Here is a 19,640-nt window from a genome sequence, read left to right as displayed (position 1 = left end):
ACCGCTGAACAAGCGGCGGCGAACACGAGGGAGCCCTAGTGAGCAGCGATCGGGACGGCGTCTACGTCGGCGACAACGCGGCAGAGGACGACGACGACTGGTCCGACGCGCCCGACTACACTCCCCCGTCCTGGTACGTGCAGACGGACGCCTCGGCGGCACCGGCACCGGCACCGGCACCGGCACCGGCGGTGCAGGCTCCGGCAGTTCAGGCTCCGACGGCGGTGCAGGATCCGCAGGCCGCCGCTCCGGCGCCGGTGCCCGCCCGGACTCCGGCCCCGACGCCGGCTCAGGCGCCCGTACCCGCACAGCCCGTACCCGCGCAGCCCGTCCAGGCCGAGGCGCAGCACGTCCCGTTCCCGGCGTCCGCCCCTGCCCAGGTCCCCGCCCCCGCCCCGGCGTTCGAGCAGCCGCCGGCCGTCGTCCCGGGCTGGCCGGCGCAGGCCCCGGCGCAGCCGCAGCCCACCCCGGCCGCGCAGCCGCCGTACCCGGCCCCGGCCTCGCCGCCGGCGCAGCCCGCCCAGCCGGTCCCGCCGCAGCCGTACCCGCAGCACCTGCCCCCGCAGCAGCCGCTGCCGCCGCAGGACCCGCAGCCCGCCGCCGCGTGGTCCGCCCAACAGGCCGCCGCCCAGCCGCAGCCCGCGCAGCCGCAGCAGCCGGCCCCGCAGCCCGCGCCGGTGGATCCGCGCCAGGGCGGCTGGCCGCAGCCCCCCGCCTACCCGCAGTCGGCCCAGCCCCAGCCGCACGAGTACCGGCCGTTGCTGCCGGGCTCGCCGCACGAGCAGTCCGGCGGGGTGCAGCCGTGGCCGCCGCAGAGCGCCGCCGCGCCGCCGCCGGTCGCGTTCCCGCACTCCGCCGCCCCGCAGCCGCCCGTGGCGCACGGTGCGCCGCTCGGCTACACCGCCGCGGTCGAGCTGTCCTCGGACCGGCTGCTGCGCAGCCAGCCCAAGCAGCAGCGCCAGCAGCCGCGGTTCCAGTTCGGCGGCAAGGCGGCGGCCGCCGAGAAGTCGCGCAAGCTGGAGATCATCCGCACCCCGGTGCTGAGCTGCTACCGGATCGCCGTGATCAGCCTCAAGGGCGGGGTCGGCAAGACCACGACCACCACCGCGCTCGGCGCGACCCTGGCCAGCGAGCGCCAGGACAAGGTGATCGCGATCGACGCCAACCCGGACGCCGGCACCCTGGGGCGCCGGGTCAAGCGCCAGACCGGCGCGACCATCCGCGACCTGGTGACGGCCATCCCGCACCTGCGCAGCTACATGGACATCCGTCAGTTCACCTCGCAGGACCTCAACTCGGGCCTGGAGATCCTGGCGAACGACGTCGACCCGGCGGTCTCGACCACGTTCAACGACTCGGACTACCGCCAGGTCATCGACGTGCTGGGCCGCCAGTACCCGATCATCCTGACCGACTCCGGCACCGGCCTGCTGTACAGCGCGATGCGCGGGGTGCTGGACCTCGCCGACCAGCTGATCATCGTCTCCACCCCCAGCGTGGACGGCGCCTCCAGTGCCTCGACCACCCTGGACTGGCTCTCCGCGCACGGCTACGCGGACCTGGTGCAGCGCAGCATCACGGTGGTCTCCGGGGTGCGCGAGACCAGCAAGCTGATCAAGGTCGAGGACATCGTCGCGCACTTCCAGACCCGCTGCCGCGGGGTGATCGTGGTGCCGTTCGACGAGAGCCTGGCGGCCGGCGCCGAGGTCAACCTCGACATGATGCGGCCCAAGGTCCGCGAGGCCTACTTCGAGCTGGCCACCCTGGTCGGCGAGGACATCGTGCGGGCCCAGCAGGCCGCCGCCCAGCAGTCCGGGTGGCAGCAGCAGGCGCAGGCGACGCCGTACCCGCCGCAGCCCCAGCCTTATCCAGGTCAGGCGGGTCAGGCCGCTCAGCCCGCCCCCGGGGCGCCGTGGGCACCGCAGCCCGGCCAGGCCCCGCCGCCACCACCGGGCTACGGCTACCCGCAGCAGCCGCCCGCCCCCACGGCCTGGCCGCAGCCGGGCGTCCAGCAGCAGCCGGCCCCGCAGCCGGGCCCGGGCTACGGCTACCCGCCCGCCCAGGGCCAGCCGCCGCAGCCCGCCCCGCCGTCCCCGCCGGACGGCTACCAGCCGCCGCCCGGCTACGGACACCCGCAGCAGCCCCCGCAGTGACGCCGAAGGGCCCGCCGACCAGGCGGGCCCTTCCCCGTGCTGCGGCGGTGCTCAGACGCCGTCGGTCAGCTCGCGGGCCTGCTTGACGTCGTCGGCCATCCGGTCGAGCAGCGCGTCGATGGAGTCGAACTTCTCCATCCCGCGCAGGTAGGCCAGGAAGTCCACGGCCACGTGCAGCCCGTACAGGTCCAGGCCGACCCGGTCGATGGCGTACGCCTCGACGGTGCGGGCGGTGCCGTCGAAGGTCGGGTTGGTGCCGACCGAGATGGCGGCGGGCATGCGCTCGCCGTCGGCGGTCAGCCAGCCCGCGTACACGCCGTCGGCCGGGATCGCGCTGTGCGGCACGGTCTCGACGTTGGCGGTGGGGTAGCCGAGCTCGCGGCCGCGCTGCGCGCCGCGCACCACCACGCCCTCGACCCGGTGCGGGCGGCCCAGCACCTCGCCGGCGCCGGCCATGTCGCCGGTCTCGACCAGCCGCCGGGTCAGGGTGGAGGAGAACGGCTCGCCGGCCCCGGCGGCGCCGCTCACCTGGAGGTCGACGACCTCGACGTCGAAGCCGGCCGAGCGGCCCAGCTCGCCGAGCAGCGCGACGTCCCCGGCGGCCCGGTGGCCGAAGCGGAAGTTGGGGCCCTCGATGACGGCCCGGGCGTGCAGGGCGTCGACCAGGACCTGCTGGACGAAGGTCTCCGGCGACTCCTGGGACAGCTCCGGGGTGAACGGCAGCACCAGCACCGCGTCCACGCCGAGGCCCGCGATCAGCTCGGCGCGGCGCGCCTGCGGGGCGAGCAGCGGCGGGTGGCTGCCCGGGCGGATGACCTCGCGCGGGTGCGGGTCGAAGGTCACCACCACCGCGGGGAGACCGAGTTCGCGGGCCCGCTCGACCGCCCGACCGATGATCAGCTGATGCCCGCGGTGCACCCCGTCGAACGAGCCGATGGTGACGACGCTGCGTCCCCAGTCAGCGGGGATCTCCTCCAGGCCACGCCAGCGCTGCACCCTGACCGCTCCTTGTTCCGTACGGCGCGTACCCTCTGTACGCTCAAACGCTCAAACCCGAACCCCTATAGCGTGCCATGCTCCTGCTCCGGCACCGGAATACGGGTTGGGCGCACCGGCGGGTTCACGGCCCGCCCGGGCGCGGTCCGCTCGGCCTCGGCGGCCGCGTACTGCGGGTCGCGGCCGGCGGCCACCAGGGCCCGCATCCGGGCCAGCCCGGGCCCGTCCGGCGCGGTCGGGGCGGCGTCCCGCGGCCACTGGACGAGCAACTGCGCGAACGCCGCCGAGCGACCGGCCCAGCGCACCAGCAGTTCGTCCGCGCCCGGCAGGGCGGGCGTCGCCCGGGCCAGCACCGCGCGGGCCCGGGCCGGATTCTCGGCCGCGCAGTGCTCGGCCAGCCGCTCCACGGCCGCGGTCAGCACCGCCGGGTCGGTCTCGATGGCGAGCAGGGTGTCCAGCAGTTCGCAGCGCAGCGCGTCCGCCGCCGGGTCGGCCACCGGGACGGACAGCACCTGGGCGAACGGCCGCCGCACGCCCGCCGTCCGGGCGGCCAGCGCGCCGCCGAGCAGCACCCGCAGCTCCAGCCGGGCGGCCGGGCCGCCGGTCGCGGCTCGCTCCAGGCGGCGGCCCAGGTAGTCGACGGCGACCGGGCCGGCCAGTGCCGGGTGCTCGCGCAGCAGCCGGGCGGCCAGTTCGGCGCCCCGCCGGGTGGCCACCGGGGTGCGGGCGTCGGCGAGCATCCGCAGGGTCTCGGCGGCGGCCGCGCCGGGGACCGCCAGCCGGTCGGCGAGCGCGGCCAGGACGGGTTCCGGGTCGCTCTCCAGGGCGGGGGCCAGCGCCCTGGGGGTGAGGAAGGCGTCGCCGCCCGCCCGGTGCAGGGCCAGCGCGGCGGGGAGGTGCTCGGCCCTGGTCGCCGGGTCGCCGACCAGCAGGGCGAGGGCGGCGCCGTGCAGGCCCGGTTCGTCCTCGCGGGCGAGCAGGGTCAGCGCGGTGAACCGCAGCAGTCCGGCGGCGGCGCCGACGGCGTGCGGGGCGGCGTGCAGGGCGTGCACGGCGGCGGCGACGTGCCGCTCGGGCCGCCCGTCGTGGCTCCAGCGGTCCACCGCCCGGCAGAGCGCGGAGGGCTCCTCGGCGGCGAGCACGGTGAGCAGCGCGTCCGCTCTCGGGTGCGCGGCGTCGGCCAGGGCGTCGGCCAACTCGTCCAGGGCGAGCCGGCGGTGGGCGTGCAGCAGGTCGTGGGCGAGGTCGGCGACGGTGTGCCCGGGGCGGCCGGGCAGGCCGCGCGGATCGTCGAACCAGGCGCAGAGCAGCGGGAACACCGCGACGGGGGCGGCGCGCAGCCGCTCGGCCACCGCGCCGAGGAACGGCTGCCCGGGCCCGTCGGCGGCCACCAGGCGTCGTAGCAGGGCGAGTTCGGCCTCGGCGGGCAGGCCGAGGCCGGTCCAGAACGCCGGGCCGAACGCGCCGAGTCCGTCGGCCGGGAGAACGTCCAACCCGCCCTCGGCGACCGCCCGTTCGGCGATCCGACCGGCCAACTGGTCGAGCAGCGCCAGGTGTTCGGACGGATCGGGGCTGGCGGCCAACCCGGCGGTGAGCAGCCGGCCCGCCCACCAGGCCGGTTCGCTGCCGGGCGGGCGCAGGTCCAGGGCGCGCCAGAGCCGGTGCAGCCACGGGTCCAGGGCGGGTGCGCCCCAGGTCTCGGCCAGTCGGCGCAGCGCGGCGGCGACCGGGCCGATCCGGTGCCGGGGAACGCTGCGCGGGGGGCCCTGAGCAGGCGCGCCCTCCAGTCCGTTCGCGGGTGAGGAGGGCGTGTCCGCGGCCTCGCCGAGCAGCAGCCGCAGCGCGGCGTCCAGGTCCAGGTGCAGGCCCTGCAGCCAGTCCGCGAACTCCCCGTGCGCGAACCGGAATCCGGGCCCGGCCGGGACGAACAGGCCCTCGGCGAGGACGGCCGTGGCCCAGCCGCCCGTCGCCGGGAACAGCTCCTCGAAGGCGGCCCGGCCCAGCCCGCCCGGCCCGGCGCCGAGCATCCGCCGGGCCGCCTCGTGCACCCGTCCGGCCACCGCGGCCGCCAGCCGCCGCACCCGCCCGTGGGAGGGCCCGGCCGGGCGGGCGGAGCTCCGGCGGTGGGCGCCCGGGCGGCGCTGCCGGCCGTCCTCGGCCAGCCGCCCGGCCACCCGCAGGCAGCGCAGGTCCAGGTAGGCGGCGAACAGTTCGCCCCGGCGGGCCGGCTCCCCGCGCAGGCCCTCCGCCCACAGCTCGCCGGCCAGCCGGACGGCCAGCGGGTGCCGCGCGTCGGCGTCGGCCGGCCAGCCCGGCGGCAGCCCGTAGCGGCGGCGCACCCGCTCGGCCGCCTCGGCGGGGAGCGGGCCGAGCCGGTGCCCGGCGAGGCTGGGGGCGCCGGGGCCGCCGCCGTCCATCCGGACGGTGGGGGCGCTGGCCAGGTCGCCGCCTGGCTCCGGCGGGTCCGGGTACCGGGCGGGGCCGGTGCCGCTGCCCCACTTCTCGGCCGCCAGCCGCACCCAGGCCTCCTCGCCGCAGGCGGTCAGCAGCCGCGCCCCGCAGCCGGTCAGCCAGTCCCCCGCGCCGCGCAGCCAGCGCGGGTCCAGCGGCGCCGGGGCCTCCTCGGGGCCGTCCAGGATCACCAGCAGCGGCCGCCCGGCCGCCGCGCACAGTGCCGCCACCGGTTCCGGCGCGGGCGCCGGGATGCCCAGCTCGGCCGCGACGGCGGCCAGGGCCCGTTCCACCGGGGCGGCGAGCGAGCGGTCCTCGGCGCGCAGGTCGGCGCCGCGCAGCCAGAGGGTGGGCAGCGGCCGGGCGCCGCCGGCGCGGCGGGCGGCGAGGGCCGCGAGTTCGGTGGAGCGCCCGCTGCCGGGGGCGCCGACCAGGGCGGTGACGGTGGCCTGCGGCTCGTCCCCGGCCAGTCCGTCGGGCCGGTCGACGCGGTCGGCGGCGAGCCCGGCGACCCGGTCCGGGCCGGCTCCGGCGGCGGCCAGCTGGGCGGCGGTCAGCCGCAGCACGCCGGCCAGGTTGAGCGCGGGCCCGTAGCCGGGCACGGCCGCGCCGTTGCGCGCCAGCAGTTCGGCCAGCACCGGGGCGACCGCGACCGCGCCGCCGCCGGCCGGCACCGCCGGGAGCGCGCCGCCGTGCTGCGGCCCGCGCAGCGCGGGCACGGCCAGGGCCACCACGGCGCCGCTGCGGGCGTCCAGCACCGGCGAACCGGCCGGCACCGCGACGCCGGCGACCACCGGCGGGTCGAGCAGCAGCACCCCGCCGACCCCGCCGACCCCGCCGCACCCGGCCCCGGCGGCACCGAGCAGACCGCAGCGCAGCGCCACCACCCGCCCGTCCTCGCCGGCCAGCGCGGGCAGCAACACCTCGCGCCCGGCCCCGAGGGCCGCGACGGGCAGCGGCGGCACGGGCAGCCCGCCGACCGCGTCGGTGCGCAGCAGGGCGAGCCCGTGCTCGGGCAGCGGCAGTACGGCGTCAGGGCCCAGCACCCTGGTCTGCCCGCCGGGGGTGTGCAGGACGATCCGGTCCAGGCCGGTGACGCTCTCGTGGGCGGTGAGGACGGTGCCCTGCGGGTCGGCGACGAACCCTAAGCCGTGCAGTCGCCCGTTGAGGTCGCGGATCCGCAGCAGGTACCGCCCCGGGTCTCCCGCCACGCCGTCGCCGTCCAGGAATCCCGGCATTCGCACTGCCCTCCCCGCAGGCCGGACGGCCCGGGGGCGGGCTCGTCACGGCGACCTGCTCGCCGCCGGGGAGCCTGCCCGCCAGGGAGGCGGCCCCACCGCGCCTGCGCCGCTCACCACGGGCGTTCACCTCGCGCGCTCCCCCGGGCGGGTGACGCCTACCCCGCCGGAACGAACCCCCCGACCTCGCCGGAACACCCCCGAACGAGCGAAGCACCTCCCGGTACACCCCCCGAACGGGCGAAACCCCCGCCGGAAGACTCCCGACGGAGGTTGCGCGTGCGCTGCGGGGCGTCAGCCGACGAAGACCGCGACCGGCTTCGCCTGCCCGCCCGTCTCCTCGACCAGCGCGAGGAAGCGCCCGTCCGGCCCGAACACCGCGATCGGCCCGTCCACGCCCAGCCCGGGCGCCTTGAGCCGGGCGCCGTGCGACAGCTTCTCCGCCGCCGACTCGTCCAGGTCCCAGCGCGGGAAGGCGGCGGCCGCGGCCTCCCCGATCGGCAGCACCTGCAGCCCCGTCGGGGACTCGCCGGTGACCGCGGCCTCCAGCTGCTCCAGGGTGTGCGCCGACTCCACCGAGTACGGCCCGACCCTGGTGCGCCGCAGCGCGGTGAGGTGGCCGCCGACGCCGAGCCCGGCGCCCAGGTCGCGGGCCAGCGCCCGGATGTAGGTGCCGGAGGAGCACTCGACGGTCACGTCCAGGTCGATCACCGGCGTGCCGTCCTCGGCGAGCGCCGCGCGCTGCCCGTGCACGGTGAAGGAGTGGATCGTGGTGGGCCGGGCCGCGAGCTCGAAGTCCTCGCCCTCGCGCACCCGCGCGTACGACCGCTTGCCGTCGATCTTGATCGCGCTGACCTTGGAGGGCACCTGCATGATCTCGCCGGTGAGCGCGGCGATCCCGGCGTCGATCGCCTCCCTGGTCACCGCGTCGGCCGGAGCGGACGCGGTGACCTCGCCCTCCCGGTCGTCGGTGACGGTGGTCTGGCCGAGCCGGATGGTCGCCTCGTACGTCTTGGCGGTGAGCATCAGGTGGCCGAGCAGCCGGGTGGCCCGCTCGACGCCGATCACCAGTACGCCGGTGGCCATCGGGTCGAGCGTGCCGGCGTGCCCGACCTTCCGCGTCCCGGCCAGCCATCGCAGCTTGGCGACGACCCCGTGGGAGGTGATGCCCTCGGGCTTGTCGACGATCACCAGGCCGTCCGGGCCGGTGCCTTTGCGCTTCATCAAGTTCTTTCTCTAAAAAGCGGTCAAGAGATGATCAACGTACCGGTCGCAGCGCGCTCCGGAACCGTTCGACCACCGCGGCCACGTCCTCCCGGGCGCTGAACCCGGCCGCGAAGACGTGCCCACCGCCACCCAGCTCGGCGCAGGCGGCGGCGACGTCCACCGCGCCCTTGGAACGCGAGGAGCCCCGCAGCGTGCCGTCCGGGTCCTGCTTGAGCACCAGCGCCACCTCGGCCTCGGCCGGGCGGCGCAGGATGTCGATCAGCCCCTCGATCTCCTCGACCGTGACGCTGAACAGCACCAGGTCCTGGTACGGCACCCAGGTCCATACCAGGCCCAGCCCGCCGGCCGCGTCCGGCTCGTAGACGGCCCGGTCGAGCGCGCCCGCGAGCACCTTGAGGTAGCCGAAGGAGGAGGTGTCCCACAGCTGCCGGGAGATCAGGTCGTGCCGGATGCCGGTGGCCAGCAGCCGCCCGGCGAGTTCGTGGGTGGCGGGCGTGGTGGCCCGGTACTTGAACGAACCGGTGTCGGTGGCGACGCCGGTGTACAGGCAGGTGGCCAGGTCCTGGTCGAGTTCGACGCCGAGCCGGCGCAGCAGTTCGTCGACCAGGACGGCGGTGGCCGGCGCGGTCGGGTCGATCAGCTGGTGGGTGCCGAAGCCCGGATTGGAGGCGTGGTGGTCGAACACCACCAGCACCGGCGCGGCGAAGGCCTTGCCGTGCAGCAGGCCGAGCCGGCTCTCCGCGGCCACGTCGAAGCAGAGCACCAGCTCGGGGACGTCCGGCACCTCGGCGGCCGGCACGATCAGCTCCTGGCCGGGCAGGAAGGCCAGCGACTCGGGCACGATCTGCGGGTCGTCGCCGAAGGAGACCCGCACCCGCTTGCCGAGCCCGCGCAGCGCCAGCGCGGCCGCCAGCGAGGAGCCCAGGGCGTCGCCGTCCGGGCAGATGTGGCAGATCAGGTCGATCGAACGGGCCCGCCCGATCTCCGCCACCACCTGCTGCCAGAGCAGCTCGAAACCGCTCTCCTCGGTGCGCGGCCCCGGGAGCGCCACGAGGGCGTCCTCCACCGTGCTGGTGGAGGACGCCCCCGTGGTCGAACCGGCTCGCGAGGCGGCCTTCGCCGGCTCACCCGCCATGACTACTCGTCCTCGTCGTCACGCTCGGCCGCCGGAACCTTGTACGGGTCCGCCTCGCCGGCGTAGGTCGCGCCCGCGGCGGTGGTGCGCACCGCCGCGTCGATGGCCTTGGCCCGGTCGAGCAGGTCGTCGATGTTCCGGGCGTTGTCCGGCAGCGCGTCCGCGACGAAGGTCAGCGTCGGGGTGAAGCGCACCCCGATCTTGCCGACCTCGGAGCGGATGACGCCCTTGGCGCTCTCCAGCGCGGCGGCCGTGGCCTCGCGCTCGGTCTCGTCGCCGAAGACGGTGTAGAAGACGGTGGCCTCGCGCAGGTCCCCGGTCACCCGGGTGTCGGTGATGGTCACGAACCCCAGTCGCGGGTCCTTGATCCGCCGCTCCAGGGTCTGGGCGACGACCACCTGGATGCGGTCGGCGAGCTTGCGCGCCCTTGCGGTGTCGGTCACGTTGCCTCCTCGTGCAGTGGGTCCGGCATTCGGGTGAGCTACGCACCCTTCGGGGCCCACGCCCCAAAGTACCGGCCCGCGCCCGGCCTTGCGGGCGCTCTGGGTCCTGATCCGTGTGAGAACGGCGACTTCCGCCGACCGTCTCCACGGCTCTCATTCGTCGTCGTCGTTGTGGTACCTCCTCCTCGCGGAGAGGAGCTGCACCTCGGGGCGGCCGGCGACCAACCGCTCACAGCTGTCCAGGATCTCGGTGACGTACCCGGCATCGCCGGCCACCACCGCGAGGCCGATCTCGGCCCTGCGGTGCAGATCCTGGTTCCCGGTCTCGGCAGCGCACACGCTGTACTTGCGCTGCAGTTCGGCCACGATGGGCCGCACGATCGAACGCTTCTCCTTGAGCGAGTGGACGTCGCCCAGCAGCAGGTCGAAGGTGAGTGTTCCCACGAACATGTATGACAGGTCTCGCCGACCTGGAAGGCCTCGGGGGGCAGCCCGGAACCGGGCTGCGGGTGAACTACCCCGGACCCTACACAGCGAGACCGGGGCCGGTCGACGGAAATACCACCCGTCGACCGGCCCCGGCTTTCACCGACTACGAACGCGGCTTCTCGCGCATCTCGTAGGTCTCGATGATGTCCTCGACCTTGATGTCGTTGAACGACCCCAGGGTGACACCGGCCTCGAAGCCCTCGCGGACCTCGGTCGCGTCGTCCTTGAAGCGGCGCAGACCCTCGATGGTGAGGCTCTCCGCCACGACCTTGCCGTCGCGGATGAGGCGGGCCTTGGCGTTGCGGCGCAGCAGGCCCTCGCGGACGATGACACCCGCGATGTTGCCGAACTTGGAGGAGCGGAACACCTCGCGGATCTCCGCGGAGCCGAGGCGCACCTCCTCGTACTCGGGCTTGAGCATGCCCTTGAGGGCGTTCTCGATCTCCTCGATCGCCTGGTAGATGACCGAGTAGTACCGGACGTCCACGCCTTCCTTGTCGGCCGCGGTACGCGCACGGCCTTCGGCGCGCACGTTGAAGCCGATGATGATGGCGTCCGAACCCATCGCCAGGTTGACGTCGGACTCGGTGATCGCACCCACACCGCGGTGCAGGATGCGGAGCTCGACCTCCTCGCCCACGTCCAGCTTGACGAGGGCGTCCTCGAGGGCCTCGACCGAACCGGAGACGTCACCCTTGATGATGAGGTTGAGCTGCTCGATCTCGCCGGCGGCGATGGCCTTGTCCAGGTCCTCCAGGGACACCCGGACCCGACGCTGCGCGAAGGCGGCGTTGCGGTCGCGGGCCGAGCGCTTCTCGGCGATCTGACGGGCGGTGCGGTCCTCGTCGACGACGATGAAGCTGTCGCCGGCGCGGGGCACCGAGGTCAGACCGAGCAGCAGCACCGGGCGGGACGGGCCGGCCTCGGCGAGGCTGTTGCCGTTCTCGTCCAGCATCGCGCGGACGCGGCCGTAGGCGTCGCCGACCACGATCGAGTCACCGACGCGGAGGGTACCGCGCTGCACGAGCACGGTCGCCATGGCGCCGCGGCCCTTGTCGAGGTGGGCCTCGATGGCGATACCCTGCGCGTCCTGCTCGGGGTTGGCCCGCAGGTCGAGCGAGGCGTCCGCGGTGAGGACCACGGCCTCCAGCAGCTGCTCGATGTTGAGGCCCTGGCGCGCGGAGATGTCGACGAACATGGTGTCGCCGCCGTACTCCTCGGCCACCAGACCGAACTCGGTCAGCTGACCGCGGACCTTGGTCGGGTCCGCGCCCTCGACGTCGATCTTGTTGACGGCGACCACGATCGGCACACCCGCGGCCTTGGCGTGGTTCAGCGCCTCGACCGTCTGCGGCATGACACCGTCGTTGGCCGCGACCACCAGGATCGCGATGTCGGTGGACTTGGCACCACGGGCACGCATGGCGGAGAACGCCTCGTGACCCGGGGTGTCGAGGAAGGTGATCGGGCGCTGCTCGCCGTTCACCTCGGTGACGACCTGGTAGGCACCGATGTGCTGGGTGATGCCACCGGCCTCGCCGGCCACCACGTTGGACTTGCGGATGGCGTCCAGCAGGCGGGTCTTACCGTGGTCGACGTGACCCATGACGGTGACGACCGGCGGGCGCGGGGCCAGCTGGTCCTCGTCGCCCTCGTTCGCACCGAAGTCGATGTCGAACGACTCCAGCAGCTCGCGGTCCTCGTCGTCGCGGCTGACGATCTCCAGGATGAAGCCCATCTCGCCGGCCAGCAGCTCGAGGGTCGCGTCGGAGACCGACTGCGTCGCGGTGACCATCTCACCGAGGTTGAACATGACGGAGACGAGCGCGGCCGGGTTGGCGTTGATCTTCTCCGCGAAGTCCATCAGCGAGGCGCCGCTCGACAGGCGAACGGTCTGGCCGTTGCCGCGAGGCAGCATCACACCGCCGACGGACGGGGCCTGCATGGCCTCGTACTCCTGGCGCTTCGCCCGCTTCGACTTGCGGCCACGCGCCGGGCGACCGCCCGGGCCACGACCGAAGGCGCCCTGCGTGCCACCACGGGCACCCGGGCCGCCGGGACGACCACCGAAACCACCGGGACGCGGGCCGAAGCCGCCGCCGCCACCGGGGGCACCGCCACCGGGACGCGGACCGCCGAAGCCGCCGCCACCGGCCGGACGCGAGCCCGGACCGGCCGGACGACCCTGGAAGCCCGGACGGGCGCCACCGGCACCCGGACCACCCGGACGGCCACCGGGGCCACCGGGGCCACGGCCGCCGGGGCCCGGACGCGGGCCCGGAGCCGGACGCTGCGGCATCATGCCCGGGTTCGGGCGCGGCATGCCGGACGGGGACGGGGCGCCGGGGCGCGGGCCGGCCGGACGCGGCATGCCGTCGGGACGCGGACGGTCGCCACCGGGACGCGGGGCGCCACGGTCGGCGCCGGGAGCACCGGCGGGACGCGGACGGTCGCCACCCGGACGCGGGGCGCCACGGTCAGCGCCGGGAGCACCGGCGGGACGCGGACGGTCGCCACCCGGACGCGGGGCGCCACGGTCGGCACCGGGAGCACCGGCGGGACGCGGACGGTCGCCGCCCGGACGCGGACGGTCGCCGCCCGGGGCGCCCTGACCGGCCGGACGCGCACCCGGCGCGCCCTGACGGCGGTCGCCGGGGCGGGCCATACCGGTCGCGCTGCCCGAGGTGAACGGGTTGTTGCCCGGACGCGGGCCGGCCGGACGCGGGCCCGGACGGGCACCGCCGGCGGCGGGACCGGCCGGACGCGAGGCCTGCGGGGCCTGCGGGGCCGACGGAGCCTGACGCGGGGTGTCACCGGCCGGAGCCGGCGAGGAGAACTCGGCCGCGGGCGCGGCCGGGGCCGCCGGAGCGGCGGGACGCGCCGCCGGGCGCGGGCCCGGAGTCGGGCCACCCGCCGGCTTCGCGGCGGCGGGGGCCGCCGGGGCGGCGGGCGCGGCCTGGGCCGCAGGGGCCGCGGGAGCCGCGGCCGGGGTGGGACGGGGACCAGGGGTCGCGCTGGGGCGCGGACCCGGGGTCGGAGCACCCGGCTTGGGTGCACCCGCGGCGGCGGAACCACCCGCGGGCTGGGGCGCCGCGCTCTTGCGCGGGCCCGGCTTGGCAGCGGAACCACCACCGGTGGGGGCCACACCAAGCGCGTCAGTCAGCTTGCGTACGACCGGCGCCTCGATCGTCGAGGACGCCGAACGGACGAACTCACCGAGCTCGGTGAGCTTGGCCATGACGGCCTTGCTCTCCAAGCCAAGCTCCTTGGCGAGTTCATAAACCCGGACCTTAGCCACTTCACTCCTGTCTATGAGTCCGGGGTGTCTCGTCCGCCGGACCGTCGCTACTTCATGGGCGTACCCATCGCGTACTCATCGCGTACTCATCGAGAGCTCATCGCAATCTCGACCTACTTCCACATCGCGAGGTACCTGACTGGTGGCACGGCACGCGGCTGCCCGCGAACCGTGCTTGTTGCGGTGGTTCTCCCGCCGCACTGAGCGGCGGCCGTCACGGGCGTCGCCCCACCGGGCGGCCTGAGGGACTCAGGGCTCCGGGGTGTCGACGGTCCGCTCCCCGATGAACTCGCGGAGCCGCTCCGTGTCGAGCGTCCCCTGGAGGCGGAAGGCCCGGGGAAACGCCCGACGGCGGACCGCGAGGTCGAGGCAGGCCGGATCGGGGTGCAGGTGAGCGCCCCGGCCCGGCAGTGCGCCACGGGGGTCGGGGACGCAGACGCCCTCGACCGCCGTGACACGCAACAGCTGGTGCTTGGCCGCTCGCTTGCGGCAGCCCACGCAGGTGCGTTCCGGGCGTGCTCGGACGTGCGTCCGGCCAGACGAAGGCAAGTCTACCCCTCCGAAGGGACATGGCGCCGCCCCGCCGATCCCGGGCGGAACGGCGGGGGGCTTTGACGGGGCGAACGGCCGGTCAGCGCCGCACTCAGCGGTCGGTGTCCCGACCGCCGTCCTCGGGCTGGCCCTCGGTGTCCGGCCGGATGTCGATCCGCCAGCCGGTGAGGCGGGCGGCGAGGCGGGCGTTCTGCCCCTCCTTGCCGATCGCCAGCGACAGCTGGTAGTCCGGCACGATCACCCGGGCGGACCGCTGCGCCAGGTCGACGATCTCCACGCTGGTCACCCGTGCGGGGGACAGCGCCGCGGCGACCATCTCCCGGGGGTCCTCCGACCAGTCGACGATGTCGATCTTCTCGCCGTGCAGCTCGCCCATCACCGCGCGCACCCGGCTGCCCATCGGGCCGATGCAGGCGCCCTTGGCGTTCAGCCCGGCCCGGCGCGACCAGACCGCGATCTTGGTGCGGTGGCCGGCCTCACGGGCGATCGCGGCGATCTCCACGCTGCCGTCCGCGATCTCCGGGACCTCCAGCGCGAACAGCTTCTTCACCAGGCTCGGGTGCGTGCGCGACAGCGTCACCGAGGCCCCGCGCACACCGCGGCGCACCGCCACGACGTAGCACTTCAGCCGGGTGCCGTGCCGGTAGTCCTCGCCCGGGACCTGCTCCTGCGGCGGCAGGATGGCCTCCAGCTTGCCGATGTCGACCAGCACGTTCTTCGGGTCGTTGCCCTGCTGGACGACACCGGTGACGATGTCGCCCTCCTTGCCCGCGTACTCACCGAAGGTCTGGTCGTCGGCGGCGTCGCGCAGGCGCTGCATCATCACCTGGATGCCGATGCTGGACGCGATCCGGCCGAAGCCGTTCGGGGTGTCGTCGAACTCCTTGGGCTCGACGCCCTCGTCCAGCTCGGCCGGGTCCTCCGTCGCCCACACGGTGACGTGGCCGGACTTGCGGTCCAGGTGCACCCGGGCGCGGCGGCGCGAGCCCTCGGTGCGGTGGTACGCGGTGAGGAGGGCGGACTCGATGGACTCGACCAGCAGGTCGAAGGGGATGTTCTTCTCGTTGACCAGCGTGCGCAGGGCACTCATGTCGATGTCCACGGCTACGCCTCCTCGTCTTTTTTCGTCACGTTCGTCATGGTCCGGGCGGTGCGCAGGTCACAGCGCACCGTCGTCCCCCTCCTCGGAGGCGTCGTCGTCCGCGTAGTCCGCGGCCTCGTCGAGGAGCTTGTCGTCCTTGCGGTTGAACTCGACCTGCACGCGCGCCCGGTCCACCTCGGCGTACGCCAGCCGGCGCTCCTTCGGACGGCCGCGGCCCTTCACCGGCTGCACCTCGACCAGCGCGCCGTCCTCGTCCGCCTCCAGCACCCGGGCGACGATCTCCCCGCCGTCGACCAGGTGGATCTTGGCCAGTCGGCCCTCCGCGCGACGCCAGTGCCGGGGCAGGTCCAGCGAACGCTCGGCGCCCGGCGAACCGACCTCCAGCAGGTAGGGCTCGTCGCCCATCAGGTCCGACTCGTCCAGAGCCTCACCGACCACCCGGCTGAACTCGGCGATGGCGTCCATGTCCACGCCGCCGTCGGTGTCGACGTCGATCTGCACCTGGCGGCGGCTGCCGGCCTTGGTGACCTTGACGTCCTCCAGGTCCAGACCGGCCTGCACGGCCAGCGGCTCCAGCAACGCGCGCAGCCGGTCGGTGTGGGTGGTGCTCATCCGGGTGGACTCCTCGGCCGCGTCTGCTGTTGTCAGAAGGTCGCTCCGCGCCCTCCGGCGCCGGTCCGGCGCACACCGGGTCACGGCAGCTCGGCCCAAAGCCTAGCCGGTGAAGCCGCGAACCACCGATTCCGGACCACGCCCGACCGGGCGCACGCCACCCACTGCGAGCAAGCTCACACCCGCTCCCGGGGCGTCCCGGGATCCGAATCCCCGCCCGGAATCGTGGGGATTCTGTAATCATTCACGCCTACGAAGGGCAGGCGGGGAGGCCGCCCTCCCGCACACGCCCCGGAGTGACACCCATGCAGCCGCCCAGCCGACGGACGTTCCTGGCTCTCGGGCTGCTCGCCCTCACCGCCCTCGCCGCCTGCACCGGCTCCCACGGCGGCGACGCCGCGCCCGGCAACCGCGGCCCGCTGCCGAACCCGGACGAACCGGTCATCCTGCGCTCGATCGCCGCCACCGACACCCTGCTGGCCGGCTACGACGCGCTGCTCGCCGGCCCGGGCGGCGCCCAGACCGCCGTGCTGCAGCCGCTGCGGGCCGAGGTGGCCCAGCACCGCGCCGCCCTCGCCTACGGGCTGCCGGCCGCCTCCGTCCCCCCGGCCACACCCTCGACCAGCCCGAGCGGGACACCGAGCGCACCGCCGAGCGGGACAGCGAGCGGCACAGCGAGCGGGGCGCCGAGCGGAACGCCGGTCGGCACCCCCGCCGCGCTCGCCGCACTCGAACGGCAGACCGCCCAGGCCCGCCTCGCCGACCTGGCCGCGGCCCGGCCGCCGCTGGCCCGGCTGCTCGCCTCGGTCGCCGCCTCCGACGTGCTGCACGCCGTCGCCCTCGGCGACACCACCCCGCTGGTCGCCCCGCCCCCGGCCGCCGCCACCCCCACCGAGGCACCGACCGCGCCCCCGAGCGACCAGCCCACCGCTTCCCCCTCCGCCGGCCCGTCGGCCGACCCCACCGCCACCGCGGCGGTGACCGCCCTCCAAGGCGCCCTCGGCGCCGAACACGCCGCCGTCTACGGCTACGGCGTGGTCGGCGCCCGGCTCCCCGAGGACCAGCAGCGCACCGACGCCCGCACCGCCTACGCCGCCCACGAAGCCCGGCGGGACGCCTGGCAGCGGCTGATCGGCTCGCTCGGCGCCACCCCGGCGGCCGCGGCCGCCGGCTACCAGCTCCCGTTCGCCGTCACCGACGCGGCCGGCGCCACCAAGCTCGCCGCCCACCTCGAAACCCGGCTCACCGCCGTCTACGCCGACCTGGTCGCCGCCGTCCCCGGCCCCCAACGGGGCACCGCCGCCGACGCCCTGCGCGACAGCGCCCTGCGCGCCCACCGCTGGGGCGCGGCCGACCCCGCCTTCCCCGGCATCCCCGAGCCCCTCCCCACCCCCTCGGCCACCACTCCCTAGAGCCCGCGGCGCTGACCTGCGGTTTCCCGTTCATGGCCGACAATGGACGGGTAACACCAACGGGGGAGCGTCAACCGGAAGGTCGGCATGTCGGGAGCAGCACCGCAGATCACCGTCCCCGCCTGGCTGGCGCGCGGCGTCGCGGCGAGCGAGGGCGAACCGGGCCGGCAGTGGCTGGCCGGGCTGCCCGCGCGGGTGGCCGCCCACCTGGCGCGCTGGGAGCTCACCCTGGAACGGGTGCTCGACCCCGGCGGCAGCCTGAGCCTGGTCGCCTACGTCCACCGCGACGACCTCTCCCCCGCCGTCCTCAAGACCGGCCTGCGGACCCCCGAGACCGCGCTGGAGCACGCGGCGCTCGCCCACTGGGCCGGGCGTGGGGCCGTCCTGCTGCTGGACGCCGACCCCGCCGAGGGCGTGCTGCTGCTGGAGCGGCTGCACGGCGACATCCCGCTGCGCTCGCTCGCCGAGGCGAAGGCGATGCTGGAGGCGACCAGCCTGCTGCACCGGCTCTGGAGCCCCCTGCCCGAGGATCACCCGTTCCCGACCCTCGCGGCCCGGACCGCCGACACCGCGGAACGGCTGCGCGGGCACCGCGCCCTGCCCGGCGCCGCCGAGGCCGAACCCCTGATCGCCGAGGCGCTGGACACCGCCGACGGCCTGGCCGGCTCCGCCGCCGAGACCTTCCTGCTCCACGGGGACTTCCACCACGGCAACGTGCTCGCCGCCGACCGGGCGCCCTGGCTGGCGATCGACCCGCGCCCGCTGGCCGGTGAGCGCGCCTTCGACCTGGCCCGGCTGGCGCTGGACCGGGCGGACACCCTGGTCGGCTCCCCCGGCGTGGCCGCGGCCGTCCGCCGCCGACTGCACCAGCTCGCGGACGCGCTGGAGGTGGACCGGGAACGGCTGCGCGGCTGGACGCTGCTCCGGGCCGTCGACCTCGCCCTGCGGGCCCTGGCGGCCGGCCGCCGGGAGGACGCCGAGCTCTACCTGGAGTTCGCCGGGGCGCTGTAGCGCGAGCCCCGGGAGCCCTACGCCTCGCCCGGCCCGCGCAGTGGAAGCCGGGCCCCCATCACCGCGTACAGCCGGTCCGTGGCGGGAAAGCGCACCGCACGGGCGAGGTCCTGGTAGCCGAGCGCCCGGTAGAGCCGCCGGGCGGGGGTCTCCGCGTCGATCGCGGAGAGGATGCTGCGCTCCAGCCCGGAGCGCTCGCAGAGGGTGCGGATCAGCCGGGAGCCGACGCCCTGGCCCTGGTACTCGGGCAGCACGTGCAGCTCGGTGACGGCGAACACGTCGTCCAGCCAGGCGTCGTGGCCGCGCGCGTCCAGGTAGGGCTCGATCACCGTGCTCCACCAGTGGTCGCGCTGGTTGGGCATCCCGTAGCCGAAGCCGACCAGCCGGCCGCCGCTCATCGCGCCGAGCGCGATCACCCCGGGCTGGTGGGCGTGCCGGCCGACGATGTGCAGCCGGACGGCGACCTCCTCGGCCGTCAGGCCGAACGCCACCGCCTGGACCTCCAGCGCCTGCGGCGCCCAGGCCGCAAGGTCGATGGCCTCGATCGTCACCCCGGTCAGCTGATCCATGCCTCGGACGTTACTACCCGTGGGCCGCCCGTGCGGGCGAAGATCGGAACCGAACTCCCGGGGGCGGGCTCAGAACAGCACGCTCATGAACGCGCCGACCTCGCGGAAGCCGACCCGCCGGTAGGCGGCCCGGGCCCGCAGGTTGAAGTCGTTGACGTAGAGCGAGACCACCGGGGCGATCTCGCGCAGCGCGAGGTCGAGGACGGCGGCCATGCCGGTCTCGGAGAGGCCCCGGCCCCGGTACCCGGGGGCGACCCAGACGCCCTGGACCTGGCAGGCGCCCTCGGTGACGGCGCCGATCTCGGCCTTGAAGACGACCTCGCCGTCCTCGGTGAAACGCGCGAACGACCGCCCGGCGGAGACGAGTTCGGCGACCCGGGCCTGGTAGAGCAGGCCGCCGTCGCCGGCCAGCGGGGAGACCCCGACCTCCTCGGTGAACATCGCCACGCAGGCGGGCATCAGCGCGTCGATCTCCTCCCGCCGCACCCGCCGCACCAGCGGGTCCGGCGCGATCTCGGCGGAGGGCACGGCGGTGGCCAACAGCGGCTGGTGGGCGCGGACTTCGCGGGCCGGGCCCCAACTGCGTTCCAGCAGCGCCCAGAAGGCGGCGGTGGCCCCGGCCGGGCCGACGATCGAGGAGCAGCGGCGACCCTGCCGACGGGCCCGCTCGGCGAAGGCGGCGACGGCCTCCGGCCCGGCGTCGACCAGGACGAGGTTGGCCCCGGCGTAGCAGAGCGCGGCGAGGGCGCCGTCCCCGTCGTACCAGCCCCACATCTCGCCGCCGAGCCGCCAGGGGTCCAGCCCGACGGCCTCGACCCGGGTGGCGACGAAGGAGTTGGCGACCGGGTCGCGGTGGAGGATCTCCAAGGCGTCCGCGAGGTCGGGGGGCTCCAACACGCGGGTGGTGGCCAGGGCCCGGGCGGCCTGGAACGAGCCGGGGAGCATCACACCT

The 19,640-nt window shown here is 75.6% G+C and carries 15 protein-coding genes; 3 read left to right on the top strand and 12 right to left on the bottom strand.

Going from position 1 to position 19,640, the window contains the following annotated elements; genetic code table 11:
- Positions 1–38: 38 nt before the first annotated feature.
- Entirely contained in the window at positions 39–2,153 is a 2,115-nt protein-coding gene (locus ABT015_RS32740) for a MinD/ParA family ATP-binding protein (protein ID WP_350885668.1), read from the top strand.
- 51 nt (positions 2,154–2,204) lie between these two features.
- Here ABT015_RS32740 and ABT015_RS32735 read toward each other — a convergent pair whose 3' ends face one another.
- The 10 genes from ABT015_RS32735 to rimP form a co-directional block, all read right to left on the bottom strand.
- Positions 2,205–3,149 carry a bifunctional riboflavin kinase/FAD synthetase gene (locus ABT015_RS32735; RefSeq protein WP_350885666.1) on the bottom strand — a complete coding sequence of 315 codons (945 nt, stop codon included), beginning with the start codon at positions 3,147–3,149 and terminating at the stop codon, positions 2,205–2,207.
- A 65-nt stretch (positions 3,150–3,214) separates the two neighbouring features.
- The gene (locus tag ABT015_RS32730) at positions 3,215–6,838 is read right to left on the bottom strand and encodes a serine protease (protein ID WP_350885664.1); all 3,624 of its coding nucleotides are present in this window, start codon (positions 6,836–6,838) and stop codon (positions 3,215–3,217) included.
- 294 nt (positions 6,839–7,132) lie between these two features.
- Positions 7,133–8,062 carry a tRNA pseudouridine(55) synthase TruB gene (gene truB, locus ABT015_RS32725; RefSeq protein WP_350885662.1) on the bottom strand — a complete coding sequence of 310 codons (930 nt, stop codon included), beginning with the start codon at positions 8,060–8,062 and terminating at the stop codon, positions 7,133–7,135.
- Positions 8,063–8,096: 34 nt separating this feature from the next.
- A complete protein-coding gene (locus ABT015_RS32720; RefSeq protein ID WP_350885660.1) occupies positions 8,097–9,200 on the bottom strand; it encodes a DHH family phosphoesterase in 1,104 nt (367 codons plus the stop codon).
- Between the two features lie 2 nt (positions 9,201–9,202).
- Positions 9,203–9,643 (bottom strand): 30S ribosome-binding factor RbfA, encoded by a 441-nt coding sequence (rbfA, locus tag ABT015_RS32715; protein ID WP_350885658.1) that lies wholly within the window; start codon positions 9,641–9,643, stop codon positions 9,203–9,205.
- Between the two features lie 153 nt (positions 9,644–9,796).
- Positions 9,797–10,093, bottom strand: coding sequence for a DUF503 domain-containing protein (locus ABT015_RS32710; protein ID WP_063347622.1), 297 nt, complete (start codon positions 10,091–10,093; stop codon positions 9,797–9,799).
- 142 nt (positions 10,094–10,235) lie between these two features.
- A complete protein-coding gene (infB, locus tag ABT015_RS32705; RefSeq protein WP_350885656.1) occupies positions 10,236–13,430 on the bottom strand; it encodes a translation initiation factor IF-2 in 3,195 nt (1,064 codons plus the stop codon).
- A 249-nt stretch (positions 13,431–13,679) separates the two neighbouring features.
- Positions 13,680–13,928: a YlxR family protein gene (locus ABT015_RS32700; RefSeq protein ID WP_350885654.1), complete on the bottom strand. Its 249-nt coding sequence runs from the start codon at positions 13,926–13,928 to the stop codon at positions 13,680–13,682.
- Positions 13,929–14,073: 145 nt separating this feature from the next.
- Positions 14,074–15,084, bottom strand: coding sequence for a transcription termination factor NusA (gene nusA / locus ABT015_RS32695; protein WP_063347626.1), 1,011 nt, complete (start codon positions 15,082–15,084; stop codon positions 14,074–14,076).
- 57 nt (positions 15,085–15,141) lie between these two features.
- A complete protein-coding gene (gene rimP / locus ABT015_RS32690) occupies positions 15,142–15,696 on the bottom strand; it encodes a ribosome maturation factor RimP (protein ID WP_350885651.1) in 555 nt (184 codons plus the stop codon).
- Between the two features lie 977 nt (positions 15,697–16,673).
- On the opposite strand from rimP, the gene ABT015_RS38055 reads away from it, so the two are divergent.
- A complete protein-coding gene (locus ABT015_RS38055; RefSeq protein WP_402455688.1) occupies positions 16,674–17,108 on the top strand; it encodes a ferritin-like domain-containing protein in 435 nt (144 codons plus the stop codon).
- An 87-nt stretch (positions 17,109–17,195) separates the two neighbouring features.
- Entirely contained in the window at positions 17,196–18,119 is a 924-nt protein-coding gene (locus ABT015_RS32680) for an aminoglycoside phosphotransferase family protein (protein WP_350885647.1), read from the top strand.
- Positions 18,120–18,136: 17 nt separating this feature from the next.
- Here ABT015_RS32680 and ABT015_RS32675 read toward each other — a convergent pair whose 3' ends face one another.
- The gene (locus ABT015_RS32675) at positions 18,137–18,688 is read right to left on the bottom strand and encodes a GNAT family N-acetyltransferase (RefSeq protein ID WP_063347629.1); all 552 of its coding nucleotides are present in this window, start codon (positions 18,686–18,688) and stop codon (positions 18,137–18,139) included.
- Between the two features lie 69 nt (positions 18,689–18,757).
- The gene (locus ABT015_RS32670) at positions 18,758–19,633 is read right to left on the bottom strand and encodes a GNAT family N-acetyltransferase (RefSeq protein ID WP_350885688.1); all 876 of its coding nucleotides are present in this window, start codon (positions 19,631–19,633) and stop codon (positions 18,758–18,760) included.
- Positions 19,634–19,640: the final 7 nt, after the last annotated feature.

The sequence above is a fragment of the Kitasatospora sp. NPDC094016 genome, from assembly GCF_040304045.1.
Lineage (GTDB): Bacteria > Actinomycetota > Actinomycetes > Streptomycetales > Streptomycetaceae > Kitasatospora.
The sequence above is the reverse complement of the archived record's forward strand: the minus strand, read 5'-3'. Positions and strand labels throughout refer to the sequence as shown.